General features: G+C 47.2%; 18 protein-coding genes. 9 read left to right on the top strand and 9 right to left on the bottom strand.

Annotated elements, in window-relative coordinates:
- Window positions 1-15 precede the first annotated feature (15 nt).
- Window positions 16-1,134, bottom strand: a complete 1,119-nt coding sequence (locus J7545_RS20040; RefSeq protein ID WP_413038579.1) for an aldo/keto reductase — start codon at window positions 1,132-1,134, stop codon at window positions 16-18.
- A 158-nt stretch (window positions 1,135-1,292) separates the two neighbouring features.
- Window positions 1,293-1,799 carry a bifunctional nuclease family protein gene (locus J7545_RS20035; RefSeq protein ID WP_318701656.1) on the bottom strand — a complete coding sequence of 169 codons (507 nt, stop codon included), beginning with the start codon at window positions 1,797-1,799 and terminating at the stop codon, window positions 1,293-1,295.
- Window positions 1,800-2,029: 230 nt separating this feature from the next.
- Here J7545_RS20035 and J7545_RS20030 point away from each other — a divergent pair, with 230 nt between their 5' ends.
- Window positions 2,030-2,692 (top strand): riboflavin synthase, encoded by a 663-nt coding sequence (locus J7545_RS20030; RefSeq protein WP_318701658.1) that lies wholly within the window; start codon window positions 2,030-2,032, stop codon window positions 2,690-2,692.
- 92 nt (window positions 2,693-2,784) lie between these two features.
- Here J7545_RS20030 and J7545_RS20025 read toward each other — a convergent pair whose 3' ends face one another.
- Together J7545_RS20025 and J7545_RS20020 are read right to left on the bottom strand one after the other, a co-directional pair.
- Window positions 2,785-4,224, bottom strand: a complete 1,440-nt coding sequence (locus tag J7545_RS20025; protein ID WP_318720060.1) for a peptidoglycan DD-metalloendopeptidase family protein — start codon at window positions 4,222-4,224, stop codon at window positions 2,785-2,787.
- Between the two features lie 90 nt (window positions 4,225-4,314).
- Window positions 4,315-5,145: a biotin--[acetyl-CoA-carboxylase] ligase gene (locus tag J7545_RS20020; protein ID WP_318701662.1), complete on the bottom strand. Its 831-nt coding sequence runs from the start codon at window positions 5,143-5,145 to the stop codon at window positions 4,315-4,317.
- 240 nt (window positions 5,146-5,385) lie between these two features.
- On the opposite strand from J7545_RS20020, the gene J7545_RS20015 reads away from it, so the two are divergent.
- Window positions 5,386-5,595: a hypothetical protein gene (locus J7545_RS20015; RefSeq protein ID WP_318720059.1), complete on the top strand. Its 210-nt coding sequence runs from the start codon at window positions 5,386-5,388 to the stop codon at window positions 5,593-5,595.
- Window positions 5,596-5,844: 249 nt separating this feature from the next.
- Here J7545_RS20015 and J7545_RS20010 read toward each other — a convergent pair whose 3' ends face one another.
- On the bottom strand, window positions 5,845-6,315 hold the full coding sequence (locus J7545_RS20010) for an adenylyltransferase/cytidyltransferase family protein (RefSeq protein ID WP_413038580.1): 471 nt from the start codon (window positions 6,313-6,315) through the stop codon (window positions 5,845-5,847).
- Window positions 6,316-6,392: 77 nt separating this feature from the next.
- On the bottom strand, window positions 6,393-6,725 hold the full coding sequence (locus J7545_RS20005; RefSeq protein ID WP_318701668.1) for a hypothetical protein: 333 nt from the start codon (window positions 6,723-6,725) through the stop codon (window positions 6,393-6,395).
- Between the two features lie 116 nt (window positions 6,726-6,841).
- Between J7545_RS20005 and J7545_RS20000 the strand changes: the two genes are divergently transcribed.
- Window positions 6,842-7,120 (top strand): DUF6439 family protein, encoded by a 279-nt coding sequence (locus tag J7545_RS20000; RefSeq protein ID WP_318701670.1) that lies wholly within the window; start codon window positions 6,842-6,844, stop codon window positions 7,118-7,120.
- Between the two features lie 8 nt (window positions 7,121-7,128).
- Here the strand turns inward: J7545_RS20000 and J7545_RS19995 are convergent, their stop codons facing one another.
- On the bottom strand, window positions 7,129-7,563 hold the full coding sequence (locus J7545_RS19995) for an anti-sigma regulatory factor (RefSeq protein WP_318701672.1): 435 nt from the start codon (window positions 7,561-7,563) through the stop codon (window positions 7,129-7,131).
- Window positions 7,564-8,051: 488 nt separating this feature from the next.
- Here J7545_RS19995 and J7545_RS19990 point away from each other — a divergent pair, with 488 nt between their 5' ends.
- Window positions 8,052-9,275, top strand: coding sequence for a M20 family metallopeptidase (locus J7545_RS19990; RefSeq protein ID WP_318701674.1), 1,224 nt, complete (start codon window positions 8,052-8,054; stop codon window positions 9,273-9,275).
- A 28-nt stretch (window positions 9,276-9,303) separates the two neighbouring features.
- Here the strand turns inward: J7545_RS19990 and tsaE are convergent, their stop codons facing one another.
- The gene (gene tsaE, locus J7545_RS19985) at window positions 9,304-9,819 is read right to left on the bottom strand and encodes a tRNA (adenosine(37)-N6)-threonylcarbamoyltransferase complex ATPase subunit type 1 TsaE (protein WP_318701676.1); all 516 of its coding nucleotides are present in this window, start codon (window positions 9,817-9,819) and stop codon (window positions 9,304-9,306) included.
- 31 nt (window positions 9,820-9,850) lie between these two features.
- The gene (gene hisIE / locus J7545_RS19980; protein WP_318701678.1) at window positions 9,851-10,495 is read right to left on the bottom strand and encodes a bifunctional phosphoribosyl-AMP cyclohydrolase/phosphoribosyl-ATP diphosphatase HisIE; all 645 of its coding nucleotides are present in this window, start codon (window positions 10,493-10,495) and stop codon (window positions 9,851-9,853) included.
- A gap of 204 nt (window positions 10,496-10,699) precedes the next feature.
- Here hisIE and hemL point away from each other — a divergent pair, with 204 nt between their 5' ends.
- The 5 genes from hemL to J7545_RS24215 all read left to right on the top strand — a co-directional run bounded on the left by hemL (window position 10,700) and on the right by J7545_RS24215 (window position 17,046).
- The gene (gene hemL, locus J7545_RS19975) at window positions 10,700-11,998 is read left to right on the top strand and encodes a glutamate-1-semialdehyde 2,1-aminomutase (protein WP_318701679.1); all 1,299 of its coding nucleotides are present in this window, start codon (window positions 10,700-10,702) and stop codon (window positions 11,996-11,998) included.
- 145 nt (window positions 11,999-12,143) lie between these two features.
- Window positions 12,144-13,943: an ABC transporter ATP-binding protein gene (locus J7545_RS19970; protein WP_318701680.1), complete on the top strand. Its 1,800-nt coding sequence runs from the start codon at window positions 12,144-12,146 to the stop codon at window positions 13,941-13,943.
- 152 nt (window positions 13,944-14,095) lie between these two features.
- Complete coding sequence (locus J7545_RS19965) at window positions 14,096-14,824, top strand: hypothetical protein (RefSeq protein WP_318701681.1); 729 nt, start codon at window positions 14,096-14,098, stop codon at window positions 14,822-14,824.
- Between the two features lie 162 nt (window positions 14,825-14,986).
- Window positions 14,987-16,744: a pyruvate kinase gene (gene pyk, locus J7545_RS19960; RefSeq protein WP_413038583.1), complete on the top strand. Its 1,758-nt coding sequence runs from the start codon at window positions 14,987-14,989 to the stop codon at window positions 16,742-16,744.
- Window positions 16,745-16,830: 86 nt separating this feature from the next.
- Window positions 16,831-17,046 carry an element excision factor XisH family protein gene (locus tag J7545_RS24215; protein ID WP_413038581.1) on the top strand — a complete coding sequence of 72 codons (216 nt, stop codon included), beginning with the start codon at window positions 16,831-16,833 and terminating at the stop codon, window positions 17,044-17,046.
- Window positions 17,047-17,193 lie beyond the last annotated feature (147 nt).

Here is a 17,193-nt window from a genome sequence, read left to right as displayed (position 1 = left end):
TATAGCATATAGTGCTTAATCTTCCCAAAGTCTGCGGCTTTGTTTTCCCTTTAGTAACTCATGGGTTTCATTCAAGAGTTGGGGAATATTGAGCTGGGTGGGACATCGGGGTAAACATTCTCCACATTCAGTACATCGGGAGGCTTTGTTTCCGGGAAACCAATGACCCGCATTTTCAAACATGCCATAGCGATATTTTCCATATTCCACCAAGTCATAGGCAAGAGCTAAATTTCGTAGGCGTAAGACTTCCGGGATATTAATTTCTTCGGGACAGGGTAAGCATTGATAGCATTGATGACATTGGGTTTTTCCCAAGGTGTCGCTCATTTGGCGTTCTAGATGGGATAAAACCTGCTGTTCTGCTTCTGTGAGGGGACGATCGCCCATTTCTAGGAATGAGCCTAACTCTTCTACCGTAGCTGGCCCTATACTTAGGGTCGTAATCCGACGATCGCCCAATAAAAACCGATAACTCAATTCCAAAGGCGAAAACGGTTGGCACAAGGCTTGCAGTTGAGCCGGTGGAGAATACAAGCGCCCTCCCTTATCGGCGGGAGAGATAATAAAAACGCCCATATCTAATTCATTGGCGATCGCCAACAGAGGAGTATGACGTTGAAACGACCAATAATAATGTAAATTTACAAACTCAAATAAACCGGTTTCTAAGGTGGATTGGATTAACTCTAGGGAACCATGGGTAGAAAAACCCACATGATTTACCTTATCATTGGCGATCGCCTCCTGCACCGCCTGCATACACCCGCGATCGCCCTGTATCCATTCCAGATGCTCCCCAGTATTAATCCCATGGATCGCCAAACAATCGATTCGTTTTACCCCCAAACGGGACAAAGACTCATCTATCCACCCTGCCATTATTTTTGGATCGGGAGTTGGTGGCAGTTTCGTAGTTAAATAAACAGACTCGCGGTCTAACTGACGCAATATCCTGCCCAAATAGACCTCACTTGCACCATATCCCCTAGCCGTTTCAATATGATTGATACCTCTTGAGAGTGCCTGTAAAACAATCTGGCCAAACCCTTCCTCCGATCCCAATGGTCGCATTGTCCCCAGGGAAAACACTGATAAATCCAGATTTGTTTTACCAAAGCGTCGATATTTCACGCTACTAACTGTTTCAACTCAACTTGGTGGACGATAATGGGAATCGAATTTTTGCCATTCTCCCCATTCTCCTCATCCTCCCCATCTCCACCTCCCCGCGTCTCCGCGTCCCCGCGTCTCCGCGTCCCCGTGTCCCCGTGTCTCCGTGTCTCCGTCCGCTACTCTCCATTCACCGATCGCCCTTTACCCCGTTGGGCAAAATCTTCAGGTCGCAAACCCGATAGAAAATCGCGGAATGCTTCTTGTTCAGCTTCATCTGCCTCTTGATCGACTGGAATTGAGGCATCCGCGATCACCTCTTCCATCACCCAAATAGAAGTTCCCGTTCGTAGAGCTAAGGCAATAGCATCAGAGGGCCGAGCATCAATTTCATGGACAACATCCCCTTGACGCATCGTCAGCAGGGCATAAAAGGTATTATCATGGAGCGCGTGAACTACCACTCTCTCTAGGGACATCTCCCAAGTGTCTAAGACATTCACCATCAAATCATGGGTCAGGGGTCGAGGAGGTTTTTGCCTCTCCAAAGCATTAATGATCGCCCTGGCTTGGTCTTGACCAATGTAAATGGGCAAGGCACGGCGCTCCGTCGTATCCTTTAATAGAACAATGGGACTGCGCGTGCCCGCATCTAATGCAATTCCAGCAACTCTCATTTCAATCATCGGGTAAAGCCTCTAGATCACTCTCTGGCAAGGGATGCTTATCCTTGGGCTGCGTTGCTCGTAGATAAGATCGGGTGTTGTCTGGGGTTTCCTAAAGGATAAACTGATTCAGGAAACCCATACAGTATTCTCTACCTTAAAATCGATTATCCTAATTAGACCATAAGTTTATATAAAATCTGTAATCTGTCTTCTTCTCATCTTAAGCTCACTTTTCTTGAACGTTACCCGTGTTTACCGGATTAATCCAAACCTTAGGGACACTCACTCCTCTGAATGATTACCAAGTCCAAATTATCTGTTCTCCTGAAGGGAGAGGGCTAATTTTGGCGGATTTAGCCATAGGCGATAGTGTCGCAGTCGATGGCGTATGCCTGACAGTAGAAACCCTGCTTTCCCAGGGGTTTATTGCTGCTGTCTCACCAGAAACTCTCAGTCGCACTACCCTGAACCATCGAGCCATGAGCCAAGTCCCTGTAAATCTCGAAACCTCTTTGAAGGTGGGGAGTAAATTAGGGGGTCACTTTGTGACGGGTCATGTGGATGGTACGGGGGAAGTTCTGTCGGTTATACAGACGGCGATCGCCTGGGAAATGGTTTTTCACCTGAACACCCCCAATCTAGCCCGCTATATTGTCCCCAAAGGCAGTATTGCCGTGAATGGGATTAGCTTAACTCTCGCTCAAGACCAAGGCGCAACCCATACGTTTAAGGTCGCGGTGATTCCCCATACTTTCGACCATACTAATTTACAGTATCTACATCCCGGAGATGTAGTCAATTTGGAGGGAGACATTTTAGGTAAATATGTGGAAGGATTATTGCAATCGCCACATAAAAAACCCGAAAACCCCATTACTGCGGACTTCTTAAGCGAACATGGGTACGGGTAGATAGGGGGATAGGGAGGTGGGGGATCTTACAAGTAGAAGTATCTTATTCCCCGCATCCCCGCGTCCCCGCGTCCCCGCGTCCCGAGCGTCTCCTACATCGGGCGAATGTTCACATAGGGCAACTCTTCAACCGCCAGTTCCGGAGCTGGTAATTGTTGCAGTTCCTTGGCATTGCCACCGGTATAAGGAGTTGCTGAGGCCGTTTCCCAGGATTGGATAAACCGAGCTAAGGCATATTCCAACTGTGCCCCAGCGTCCAAAGCTACCCAACCGTCTTCTGTTTGTTCTCGCAATTCAAAATGCAGGTGGGGTCCTGTAGAATTTCCTGTGCTGCCCACACTTCCAATGACCGTACCTTGTTCTACTTCTTCACCTGGTTCAACAAATACTTCAGACAAGTGGGCATAGAGGGTTTCTTGGGTTCCATTACTATGTTCGAGAACCACAGTTAAGCCGTATCCACCCAAGAAATTGGCGATCGCCACCCGTCCAGCCAACGCGGCTAACACATGGGTTCCCGTAGCTGCCGCAATATCTGTACCGCTATGGAATCTCCAATCTCCATAAATCGGATGCAATCTCCAGCCAAAATGGGAGCTAACTTGAGCAGGAATCGCCAGAGGATACAATAAACTCACATTGCCATTACCCGGCAAACCCATGGGTTTTTGAGTATTAAAATAAGACCGACCGCTCGCTGTCGTTCCCCCAACCACTGGAGCAGGTGCTGGCGCTGGTGCATACTCTTCATTGCTCGTTCCATAGGAGGGCGCTGGCTGATAATTTTCTGGAGACCAAGCAGGAATAGGTTCAGAAGGGGCACTAGGAGCAGCAGCCGGAGCAGCAGCCGTATAATCCCGAGATTCCGGTGCCGAAACAGTAGGAGCAGAGTTCTCATAAACCACCACTTCCGTCGGTTCTTCATAAGCAGCCGTTGCACCTGTATCAAAATCGTTAGAAGTATCAATATAGGCACTTTCTTGAGCCGTATTCTCTTGAGCCGTCGTTGTATTTTCTGGCATCAAGTCCGAAGCAGAATAGGAAATGGGAGCCTCTTGATGGGTTTCAATCACCACTGGTACAGAAGCATCATCAAAGGTTTCTGGCTCATAGGCGGCTGGTTCGGGAGTCCATTCTGGCTCATAAGCCGCCGGTTCAGGTTCAGGAGTCCATTCTGGCTCATAGGCGGCTGGTTCAGGAGTCCATTGCGGTTCATATGCTGGCTCATAAGCCGGCTCATAAGAGGGTTCATAAGCCGGCTCATAAGAGGGTTCATAAGCCGGTTCATATGCTGGTTCTGTCCATTCGACTTCAGGAACCGCATCATAAGCAACCGGATCAATGGAGTCTTGTTCGTAGGCAGCGCCTCGATTGGGAGTCCAAACCATGCTAGCACTGAGTAAACCTAGGGCCCCTAACCAACCGAGTCCTTGCATGAGCAGGGAACGGTGACAGGTGAGGCAAAATAAAGTGCGGGTATATTGGCGATCTGGGCTGGGATTGGGAGTGGGTGTTGTCTTATCCGTACTCATCTGAATTCGTTGGCGGTTAAGTGTTTTCACGATTAGTGGCTCGATCTCTATCCCATTATTGGGTCTCTGACAAGTTTTATCATATATTTCTTAACTTCTGTAGGAGTTCTTATAGCCTAATTGAATTTCGCCCGGGTTGAAGAGGACTTGGGAGGAGTTCAGGTCAATACAGAGCTGACCTGTCTCCGTAATCCCTTGAATCTTGCCGTTTTGTCCTTGGATAGTGATGGGTTGCCCAATATGGGTCAGCAGTTGATTGTAGGCAGAGATGAGAGTTGCTCCTTTTTTCCGATCGATCGCCTCGTATCCGGAGATTAATCCCCTTAAGGTTAGGGCTAAAAGATCTTCTAGACAAGTGAGATCGCTGGCAACCGATCGCTCGTTGAACCCTTCTTTGAGGCTAATTCCCGGTTCAGGGACTGGGTTTTCCCAATTTATCCCCACCCCAACAACAGCCTGGTGAATCTGGTTTTGATGCACGCGAGTTTCGGTGAGAATACCTCCCACTTTTCTTTGATTAAGGATTAAGTCATTGGGCCATTTGATTTGTATGGGGAGTTGGGTTTCTGAGTTGTCGGGTTGATGATATTGACGCAGGAGAGTTGCTATTCCCCAAGCGCTACTAATGGTGAGCAATATTGCTTTCTCAGTGGGCAATTTAGGGGCGATCGCCCAAGACAGATACAGCCCTCCATCACCAGAAGACCACGATCGCCCCCATTGTCCTCGCCCAGAGGTTTGCCGACTGGCGATCGCCACTGTACCAGTTGGGGCCCCTTCCCTGAGCAGTTGCCACAGGGTTTGATTCGTCGATTCTAGGGTCTCGAATGGGTGGATAGGCGGCAGGGGAAGAGGTTCTAGATTTAATTGGTTGGCGATTTTTTCCCAGGTTTGGTGAATTCGGTCTTGATTCAGGTTCATTTAGTTAAGGCTGAAGTCGCATATTCTGTCATTTCTTTACCCTTTAGGTTAATTATTAATGCAAAATATTGGTCTTCTTTTTAACGCCAAACCCGCATCTAATTACAAGCGACTACAAAGATTTTTTCGAGGGTTTGACCTCGATTATACTGAAATCGCCCAGATTATAGTCTGTTGGATGCACATACCCCAACCTTGGGTTTTGAGTGTAGACCGTACCAGTTGGGAATTAGGAAAGCATTGCTACAAATCCTCACCTTGGGTATTATCGATCAGGGAGTTGCCATGCCCGTATTGTGGTGGATACTGGAAAAGAAAGGCAATAGTAACAGCGATCAGAGAATGAGATGGCTCGAAGCCTTTCATCGTCTCTTCCCTGAGGCTGAGATTGCCTTCATCTGTGGGGACCGAGAATTGATCGGACAGGCTTGGGTGAGGTACTTGCTTTGAGAACCGTCTCTGGCTTTCCGACTGCGAATTCGACAGAGCGATCGCATTGAACATAAAGGAAAGTATTTACCCGCTCGAGTGCTTTTTGTTCATTTGAGAAAGGGGGAATCTCAACAATTACAAGGGGTCTATACTTCTCAGCATGTCACAAGGGTTTTCTGATTTCTGAAGTGTTACCCTTTCTGTAACCAACAGAAGACTTGCCTATTGCCTATTGCCTAATAACAGTAAAAACTGTTCTCAGTAACCTCAATTCAACAAAATCTTATTAATCATACCACTCGTAGAAGTGGCTACTTCAATCTGAATCAGTTCTAGACGACAACCACAGGCTCTAACGACTGGCATTTCCGGTAAAGTATCTGGTGTATAGTCTCCTCCTTTGGCATAAATATCAGGTTTTAGGGTTTCAATTAAGGGAATAGCCGTTAAAGAGTCAAAAATGATCGCCCCGTCAACAGGTTTTAAGCCCATCACCAGTTCTGCTCGTTGAGATTCAGGTACAATCGGGCGATTAGGTTTAAGGTTGCCCACGGAGCGATCGCTATTAATGCCAACAATGAGCGATCGCCCAAACGACTTTGCCTGTTGTAAATACCGTAAATGACCAATATGAAGCAAGTCAAAGCAGCCATTCGTTAGAACCAACGGCCGCCAATTTTGTGGAGAGGCTATAATTTGGGTTTCTAATTGCTCAAGGGTAAATATCATAAGACCCATTATCAAAGATTAACACTGAGCTTTATCGCCGAAAACCGTACTCAAGGGTAAAAAACTGAGGATTTAAAAAGGTGACCTTATCGTCTCAACCACCAGTGTAAACCCCAGCCGATCGCAAAGCCTAATCCCCCAAACCGCACCGCTTGCCAAAAGGGTTCTTTGACCGTTAACCAGGACAGGAGGCGACTTTCTAGCTCTACTTCCAAGGTTGCTATTTGTTCTTTAATGTGTTTAAGTTCCGTTTGCAGTTGCCCTAACCGGTGCTGAAGATCCTGTTTTTGCTGCTGTCCTTCTTTGACTTGGGTATACCGTTGTTTGAGACTTGATAGGCTCTCTTCTAAGTCCATCAAGCTCTGTTCCCAGTCAGGTTGGGGATCGGTTTCAGAGGGGGGAGAGCGATCGTCGGACATGGGAGAATGCTTTCAGAGGAAGACAGAGGGACACGGAAAATGGGATGATTTTTGGAATTTAGGACTATTCCGTTACAATCAAGAACAACGGTATTCTATCAAGGTTATCTGCTCCAATGTCTAATTTTTCCACTACACAGACCCCGATCGCCGATCGCCTCTCAGATCTGACGACTCTGGAGATTGCACAAGTCTTAGCTCAACGGTTAGCCATTTCTTCAGCCGATTGGCATAAGCTCAAGTCTAACCGTACCGCGAGGGCCCAGGAACAGGCGATCGCTGCTCTAATTTTCCTATTAAAAAACCAAAAAGAAGAAGCACTTCCCCGATTGCAACAAGCTACCGGTTGGCTCGATCGCTCTATTAGCGCTCCTCCTTGTCCCGATCATCGCTAAAGCTTGGACTATCTCCAACTTTTGCACAGTCGCAGTTCTCGATCTTCCGGAGACCAATGGACTTGATCGAAAATTTGGTGGAGAATAAACAAACCGCGCCCACATTCGGACTCATGCTCAGGAAGCCCCGCCGAGTCAACGGGAATACAGGAACAGTTCTCCCTGCTTTGGCATCCTTGATCTGAAATCACCCACCAGTGATAGCCTTCGGATACTGAAAACCTCACAGAAACTTGCTTACCCGGATCGAGATTATTACCATGTTTAGCTGCATTTACCAGGGCTTCTTGTAGTCCGAGTCTAACCTGTGCTTGCCAGTCGAGAGGCACATGGGAAGGGATGTGAGTGAGGAGTAGATCGAGTACAGGACACAGGTACAACGTAGAAGCGAAACTAATGGTATTCCATTGCCGGCGCACGGGACGAGGTGAAATAGCAATCACAACTTCAAATCCTTAATCATTACAAAGGGACAGTATCTGAGCGGAGCAAATAGCATGGTTTTGAAAGTCAGATGACCTGAGTGTAAATGGCGATCGCGTTAACCTAATTTTGATGATTCATAAGAAATTAAAAGCTTTTCCTCGATTAAAATGATGGGTTGACGGTTCAATTGGTGAGGCTTTGATTAATATTTTAGTTCTCCATTCGCATCACCTAGATTGGGAAGAATTGGGGGTTAGCAATTGCTCCAGAAAGGATAAATTAAAGTTCTTCTACTATCTAATTATATCAAAACGGCTTTAAAAAGACATCCGTGTAGCAGATATATCCAGGACGATCAAAGAATCTGTAACCGAATTTCATGACCCGTTATACTATAATTAAGGATCTTTTCCTTGCTTCATTTTGGCAACACAAGTGGTTATTCAGGACAAGAAAGTTCTCAATATTACTTTGAATCCTACATTTTATCGGGCCAGCGAACCTCATGATTTCATCCACCCTTCTTCCTCCTTCCGTCAATCTTGAGTCAGTTAGATTAGAAATTCGAGCCTTACAGCCTGAACTGGTCCAATGGCGAAGGCAAATTCATCAATGTCCTGAGCTGGGTTTTGAGGAATATTTGACCTCAGCTTTTGTGTCAAAACTGCTGACCCAATGGGGGATTGAGCATCAAACGGGGATTGCCGGAACTGGTATTGTCGCCACCCTTACCGGCCAAACCCCTGGCCCTGTTTTAGCGATTCGCGCTGATATGGATGCTTTACCCATTAACGAACTCAATCGAGTTCCGTATCGATCGCAGCATGAAGGTAAAATGCACGCCTGCGGCCATGACGGTCATACGGCGATCGCCCTAGGAACTGCCCACTATTTAGCCAAACACCGGCAGGACTTTTCCGGAACCATAAAAATCATTTTCCAGCCCGCAGAGGAAGGGCCAGGGGGCGCTAAACCCATGATTGAAGCCGGGGTGCTAAAAAACCCTGATGTCGATGCTCTCATCGGTCTGCACCTGTGGAATGTCCTACCCATGGGTAAAGTTGCCCTTCGCAGCGGCCCATTTATGGCAGCCGTAGAATCGTTTAAACTCTTGATTATGGGCAAAGGCGGCCATGGAGCCATGCCCCATCAAACCATAGATTCAGTCATGGTCAGCGCTCAAATTGTCAATACGCTCCAGACGATTGTCTCCCGCAACGTCAATCCCTTACAATCGGCTGTCGTTACTATTGGAGAACTCCATGCAGGGACTCGCCATAACGTCATCGCAGATACGGCAAAACTGAGCGGAACGGTCCGCTATTTTGATCCCCAATTCCAAGGTTATCTACAAGAGCGGATTGAACAAACGATAGCTGGAATCTGCCAGATCCATGGTGCAACCTACGATCTGAACTACTGGCAGCAATATCCAGCCGTCATTAACGATCGCCGCATGTCCAGTTTTGTATATTCTGTCGCCCAAGGAGTCGTAGAAACCTCCAATGAACTCCTGCCCGACTATCAAACCCTAGCGGCCGAAGATGTCTCTTTCTTCCTGCAACAGGTTCCTGGATGCTACTTCTTTCTGGGATCGGCCAACCCAGAGCGAGATCTTGCCTATCCCCATCACCATCCCCGGTTTGACTTTGACGAGATTGTATTACAGATGGGCGTAGAACTCTTTGTACGCTGTGCCGAGGAGTTTGGCCGGTGTTTCCCGCTCTAGGAGAAGATAGGGAGATAGAAATAACCTCCTATTCCCTATTCCCCGATCGACAAGAGAGACCAGCAGAAGGACACTGATAGGCTTGGGAAATCGCCTCTAGAACAGCAATCGCTAAAGGGCCTTTCGCCCACAGCTCGACCCGTCTTTGGTTTTCCTGATAACTCAAATCCAAAATCAACACCTCTGGCGGAGAATAGGGCAACTTCTCCGCCCACTCAATAGCTACAATACCCAGAGGGACTTCTACACCTTCCCAATATAATTCTGGATTCAGGCTAGGCACTTGGGCGGGACTGAGGCGATAGAGATCGAAATGGTAGAGAGGAACTCTGCTATCAAGATATTCATTAATTAAGGTAAACGTGGGACTGTCAATGAGATCCTCAATACCCAGTCCCTTACCGAGTCCCTGAATTAACGTCGTTTTCCCCGTACCCAAATCCCCATTGAGAAGGACGACACTTCCGGGGGCTAGAATTTGACCGAGTTTGATCCCCAATTCTTCGGTGGATTGAGCATCAGGCAGGTCAAGAGAAAGATGCATAGTTGAAAGTTAATGGTTGAGAGAATGGATGTTATCGGCGACGCTGTTGTAGTTGTTGATAAACCGCCTTTAAGGGCACACGATGATAGGCAAGGGCAACCAAGGTGTGATAAAACAAATCGGCCACTTCTGAGGCAATAGATTCAGGATCGTCGTCCTTACAAGCCATCACCACTTCTGCTGTTTCCTCACCCACTTTCTTTAGAATCTTATTATCCCCATCGGCCAATAATTTACAAGTATAGGATTCTGAGGTAGGACGATCGCGGCGATCGCAAATTACCTCATACACTTGAGAGAGCATATCCGCAGGGGGCGCAGTAATGGTTCCTTCCACCTGATGAAAACAACTGCGCTCTCCCGTATGGCAAGCAATATCACCAATTTGCTCGACTCCAATTAACAAAGCATCGCTATCACAATCATAACGAAGCGATCGTACCTTCTGGAGATGACCCGACGTTGCCCCCTTATGCCACAACTGGGAACGGGAACGACTCCAAAACCAGGTTTCTCCCGTCTCCAAGGTTTTTTGTAGGGATTCCTGATTCATCCAAGCCATCATCAGCACCGTACCATCAAGATCGTCTTGAACAATGGCAGGAACCAAACCTCGATCATTATATTTAATGCGATCGACCGGGATCGCCTGGGAAGGAAAAGACTCAACAGACATAAAACTTAATCAATTACCCCAACAAACAACAGATCGCTTGCAGTAGCTCTAAAACCCTTGTAAGCATCCTTACTCAATCTTACCCCTTCTCTAACGGAGGAAGTGATGAAGGAGCTAAGTTTTAGTGTAATCTAGCCCTTATTGCTAAAAAACACTTGAGCATTTAGCCCAAAATTATCCGTATTTTCGCGCCTGGAGATTACCTTGACTGTAACACCACTAAACACCACCAAATCTCAAGAAATCTTTACTGCTGCCCAAACCCTGATGCCTGGAGGAGTCAGCTCTCCCGTGCGGGCGTTCAAATCTGTGGGCGGCCAACCTATTGTTTTTGACCGTGTAAAGGGAGCCTATATCTGGGATGTCGATGGCAACCAATATATTGATTATGTAGGCACTTGGGGCCCTGCTATTTGCGGTCATGCCCATCCAGATGTAATTAAAGCGCTGCACGAATCCCTAGACAAAGGAACCAGCTTTGGCGCTCCCTGTGCCCAAGAAAATATCCTCGCGGACATGGTAATTAACGCCGTTCCCAGCATTGAAATGGTTCGGTTTGTCAACTCTGGAACCGAAGCCTGTATGTCCGTCCTGCGACTGATGCGAGCCTTTACCGGACGGGAAAAAATCATCAAATTTGAAGGCTGCTACCATGGCCACGCCGATATGTTCCTGGTTAAAGCCGGTTCTGGGGTCGCGACCCTAGGCTTACCGGACTCTCCAGGAGTTCCTAAATCCACCACCACCAATACCCTCACCGCCCCCTACAATGACCTAGAAGCGGTGAAAAAACTGTTTAATGACAATCCTGACGAAATTGCTGGAGTCATCCTAGAACCCGTCGTAGGTAACTCTGGCTTTATTCCCCCAGATGCCGGATTTTTAGAAGGATTGCGCCTGCTCACTCAAGACCATGGTGCTTTATTGGTTTTTGATGAAGTGATGACCGGATTTCGGATTTCCTACGGTGGAGCGCAAGCCAAATTTGGCGTAACACCTGATTTAACAACCTTGGGTAAGGTCATTGGTGGCGGATTACCGGTTGGAGCCTATGGCGGTCGTAAGGAGATTATGTCCCTCGTCGCTCCGGCTGGCCCCATGTATCAAGCGGGAACCCTTTCTGGTAATCCTCTGGCAATGACGGCTGGGATTAAAACCCTAGACATCTTGAATAAGGAGGGCCAGTATGATGTTTTGGAGAAGATTACTAAAAAACTGATTGATGGCTTGCTCGCTATTGCCAAAGAAACCGGCCATGAGGCTTGCGGCGGTTCTATTAGTGCCATGTTTGGCTTCTTCTTTACAGCCGGCCCTGTCCATAATTTTAGCGATGCGAAACAGTCGGATACCGCTAAGTTTGGCCGCTTCCATCGGGGAATGTTAGAGGAGGGCATTTATTTAGCGCCTTCTCAGTTTGAGGCTGGGTTTACGTCTTTGGCTCATACAGAGGAAGATATTGACAAGACTCTAGAGGCGGCTCGGAAAGTGATGAGTACTCTTTAGGTTTTGCCGTTGATCTCCTTTTGTCAGTCAATGGATAGTGGAGTGTCTCAGCTAAAGTGGTGGATTAGAAAAATCGGTTCGTTGTTGCACTAAAGCGCTAGAATGTTCAAAGCGCTAAAGCGCAACAATATCCCTCCTTTAGCCAGTGTCCTTACGCTTTTTTTCTGTCCTCAGCAATACGCCTCGACTGTTGCGCTTAGTGTGGTCTGCGAGTCCCCGGTGGCTACTCTTGTCTTTGCTGACCACCCTGAGCGCTTCAGTATTACCTGCGATCCAGCTTTATATTGGTAAGCTGATTATCGATCGCATCCTGAATACCATTGGACTACCCAGTTCCGAGTGGTCTCCCATCTTTATCTTGGTGTTTACGGTCTTTTTGCTGCATCTGTTGAGTGATAGCCTCAAGTCATTATCGACTTATACTGCTCAAATTTTAGGCGATCGTTTTAATCTCTACGCCAGTCAACTCCTGCTTAAACAAGCCGTTTACTTAGATTTAGCCCATTACGAACTGCCCGAATTTTACGATTTGTTAAGCCGGGCCCAACAAAGCGGTAGCACTTATCCCGTTCGTGCCCTAACCTACTTCACCACCTTTGTCGGCCAAGGTCTGAAATTATTCGCCCTATTGGGCCTGATTATTAGCTTTAGTCCCCTGGCAACGGTTATATTGCTGCTCAGTGCCCTACCTGCATTTATGATTAGCGTCCAATTTTCAGGTCGGCGCTTTAGAGTCCTCCGCAAACAAACTCAGAGTGGTCGATTTGCCGATTATTTACAGCAAGTTTTAACCCATCAAGATTTTGTCAAAGAAATTCGTCTGTTTAATTTGAGCGATCACCTATTAAAGAAATGGCGAGAGATTCGCTGGCAGTTTAATGCAGAAATAGAAGAAATGTCTCGCCAGCAAGTTGTTTCCCTGCTCAGTTCAACTCTGATCTCTAAACTGGGATTTTATTTGACCTATTTTTGGATTGTTGCGGCAACCCTGAGTGGTGAAATTACGATTGGTTCTTTGACGATGTATTCGGGGGCATTTCGTCAATCGCAAACAGCGATTCAAGGACTGCTCGAAGAAATTGCGAAATTATATGAAGTGAATCTGCATGTTAGCCAGTTTTTTGATTTTTTAGCCCTTCAACCTTATGTGATCAACCCCCAAAATGCCCAACCCTTTCCTTCTCCTTTGCGCCAAGGATTAACGTTCAAGAATGTCAGCTTCACCTACTCAGGAGCGAGCAAACCCACCTTAAAGAATATTAATTTATCCATTGCACCACAGGAAAGTATTGCTTTAGTCGGCATGAATGGAGCCGGGAAAACGACTTTACTCAAGCTGTTGACCCGGTTTTATGATGTCACGTCTGGAGAGATTACGATTGATAATATTCCCATCACTCAATTAAATCTGAAGGAATTACGGCAGAATATTGGAGTGATTTTCCAAGACTTTGCCCGTTATCATTTGAGTGTCAGTGATAACATTGGGTTTGGTAATATTGATGAATATAATAATCGCGATCGCATTCGCAAAGCCGGGATTGATTCTGGGGCGGATAGTGTAATTCAAGGATTAGACCATGGGTATGAAACCTTGTTAGGAAAAATCTTTCCAGGAGGAAGTGAATTATCGGGGGGACAATGGCAAAAAGTGGGGTTGGCACGGGCGTTTATGACTCCTGCACAAATCCTGATTTTAGATGAACCGACAGCCGCTTTAGATGCGATATCTGAATACGATCTCTTTCAGCGTTTCCGAAAATTGGCATCGGGTAAAATGACCTTCTTGGTTAGTCATCGATTTTCCACTGTACGCATGGCCGATCGCATCATTGTCCTTGAGCAGGGGTCAATTCGAGAAATGGGTAGCCATGAGGAACTGATGGATTTGAATGGCATGTATGCCCAGATGTTTCGACTACAATCGTCTACCTATGAAATTTAGACGCGAGTGCAATCAATTTTTTAGCGTTGGAGGGTCAATCGGGTCTAACGATTTTGAGCCGCATTTTCTCTGAATGTTCTGCGAACTCAGGTTATCAGGTTAAGATAGACAGAGCAAATTGAAAGCAACTATGAAAGGTAAAGGTTAACCTGATGAGGAAATCCCTATTTCAGGGGTCAGGAAGTTGGTTGTTTTTCCTCACCCTGATTGCTGTATTAATGGCCTGGAACTGGCGACTGGTATTGGCAACCGGTTTAGGGATGACGATGATGGTGGTTCTCTATCGGATGCAATCCTGGAACTGGGAATGGCGATGGGCCCAAATGCGACGCTGGGTAACTGGGCCGAATCGTCAGTTGGCATTCGCGGTTACGGGTGGTGGTGGGGTGACTTTAGTGACTTATATGGCGATCGCGGTCTGGATAGAGGCAGAAAATGGTTGGATAGCAGCCAGCCAAATTCTGGAAGGATTGGGCATTTTAGCCATTTTAGGGCTGCTGGTGGGGCGATCGCTACTTTCCCAGTATAAGCAGCAAGAACTGGAGCTAGATCGAGTCCTGATGGATTTAACTCACCCCGAACCTCTACTACGGTTATTGGCAGTGCGTCGGGTGAATCGGTTGCTCTATACCCGCTCTGGACAAAAAGAGTCGGAGATGATTTTTAATGCTCTGCGATTGATGCTCAGTCGCGAACAAGAACCGGTGGTGCGCGAGTCCCTTTTGCAGAGTCTGAAGGGAATGCAATCCCCTTTATCTATGGATTCCTCTGCTCGTCGTCCCCTGTCTATTCCCCTAAATCTAGAGTCTAAATCTTCACCGACCACACCCCCATTAAAATATCCCCAGTCTCCTGAAATCCGTCGTCGCCAGTCTTTTTGACAGACGCTTCAACTGTTGTGGTCGAATCAAAAACCTATTCTAGGGATAGACAACAAATACCAATGGTAGCTGAATCGGATACAGAATGGTTAGACTGAACTGATCCATTGGCCTAGGTTGCTCGGTACAATGAACAACGACTTCATCGTTGATAAACACTCCATGCGATCGCAGTATTCTCCCCGTCGAACCAAGATTGTTGCTACCATTGGCCCAGCTACCAGCAGTGCAGACGTGCTTCGCCAGTTGATTTTAGCGGGCGCAACGACTCTCAGACTGAACTTTTCCCACGGAACCCACGAGGATCATCAGCGCAATATCCGTCTGATCCGCCAAGTCTCGTTTGAGCTGAATCGACCAGTGGGCATTTTACAGGATTTACAGGGCCCAAAAATCCGCTTGGGTAAATTCGAGCAAGGATCGGTGGTGCTGAAAAAAGGCGATCGCTTTACCTTAACGAGCGATCGCATCCTGGGCAAGCAAGATATTAGTTTTGTCAGCTACGATCGCCTTGCTGAAGAAGTACCTGTTGGCTCAACCATTCTCCTCGACGATGGTCGGGTAGAAATGAAAGTGGAAGAGATCGATCGAAAAACTGAACAACTTCACTGTCGCGTCACGGTTCCCGGAATCCTCTCCAATAACAAAGGGGTGAACTTTCCAGGCGTTTATCTCTCCGTAAAAGCCTTAACCGACAAAGATCGGGTTGATTTAGCCTTTGGCTTAGATCAAGGAGTAGACTGGGTCGCGCTCTCCTTTGTCCGTAATCCCCAAGATGTTCTAGAAATTAAAGAAATTATCTCCAATGCGGGTAAACAGGTCCCCGCGATCGTCAAAATCGAAAAACATGAGGCGATCGAGCAAATGGACGCAATTCTGAGCCTATCCGATGGCGTGATGGTCGCTCGTGGGGATCTGGGGGTAGAAGTCCCTGCCGAAGATGTACCCATGCTGCAAAAACGCCTGATTGCCACCGCTAACCGTCTCGGTATTCCCGTCATTACAGCAACCCAAATGCTCGATAGCATGGTTAACTCTCCCCGCGCTACCCGTGCAGAAATTTCCGATGTTGCCAACGCCATTCTAGATGGAACTGATGCGGTGATGCTCTCCAATGAAACTGCGGTGGGTAAATTTCCGGTGGAAGCTGTGGCTACGATGGCGCGCATTGCCCAACGGATCGAAAAAGAACCCCATACCCGCAACGCAGAGACCCAAGGTCGTCAGTCCATTCCCAGTGCCATTTCCAAAGGGGTCAGTCGGATTGCGGAACAGCTCAATGCAGCCGCCATTATGACTCTGACTAAAACTGGAGCAACAGCCCGTAATGTATCTAAATTCCGCCCCGAGCCTCCTATTTTAGCGATTACTCCGCAAGTTTCTGTGGCGCGGCGATTGCAGTTGGTTTGGGGAGTGGACACCCTTTTGGTGCTAGATTTACCTTCGATGAATCAGACCTTTCAAGCCGCCATTAATGCAGCCCAAGAGCAACATTTACTCCAGGAAGGGGATTTAGTCGTGATGACGGCGGGAACGTTAACCGGCGTTTCTGGTTCAACGGATTTGATTAAAGTCCAAATCGTTACGGCCGTCTTAGGTAAAGGAACTGGTATCGGTCAAGGATTAGTCAGCGGTCGAGCTAGAATTGCTCAAAATGGGTTAGAGGCTACCCATTTTCATCCCGGTGATATCTTAGTTGCTCCAGAAACCGGAGCCGATTTTATTGAAGCGATTCGCAAAGCGGGGGGCATTATTGTGGAAATGGATAATACCACTTGTCATGCTGCGATTATTGGTTTACGTTTAGGTATTCCGGTTATTGTGGGCGTTGAGCGAGCCACACAGGTCATTCGCGATGGAGAATTTGTGACGTTGGATATGGGACGGGGTTTGGTCTATTCTGGGTCATCAAGAATGTAATTAACCTGAGATGGCAAAGGATACTTTTCACGAACAAGTTAAGAGGGGAAAAAGAAGGCTGGACAGTTACTGACGACCCGTTGTGTTTGAAGTGGGGAAATACAACGACCTATATCGATCTGGCAGCAGAAAAATTATTGATGGCAACCAAAGAAGAGCAAAAAATAGCGGTTGAGATCAAAACATTTTCCGATCTTTCTCCCATGTTTGCTTTTCATGTGGCGGTTGGACACTTTGTTAACTATCAAGTTATGCTTGAGAAACTAGAACCCGATCGCCGCCTTTATAGCGCTTTGCGCTAGGGAATAGGGAATAGGGAATAGGCTTTTGGTACATAGCTTTGAGGATTCAACACTGTCCCTCATAACAGCGCAAAGTGCTGTACCCCTCTTCTGTCACTCTGGGAAATTCTAACGAATTTCCGTCATTACAGCCCGCGATCGCTAACG

The organism is Roseofilum sp. SBFL, from assembly GCF_017746885.1.
GTDB lineage: Bacteria > Cyanobacteriota > Cyanobacteriia > Cyanobacteriales > Desertifilaceae > Roseofilum.
The sequence above is the reverse complement of the archived record's forward strand: the minus strand, read 5'-3'. Positions and strand labels throughout refer to the sequence as shown.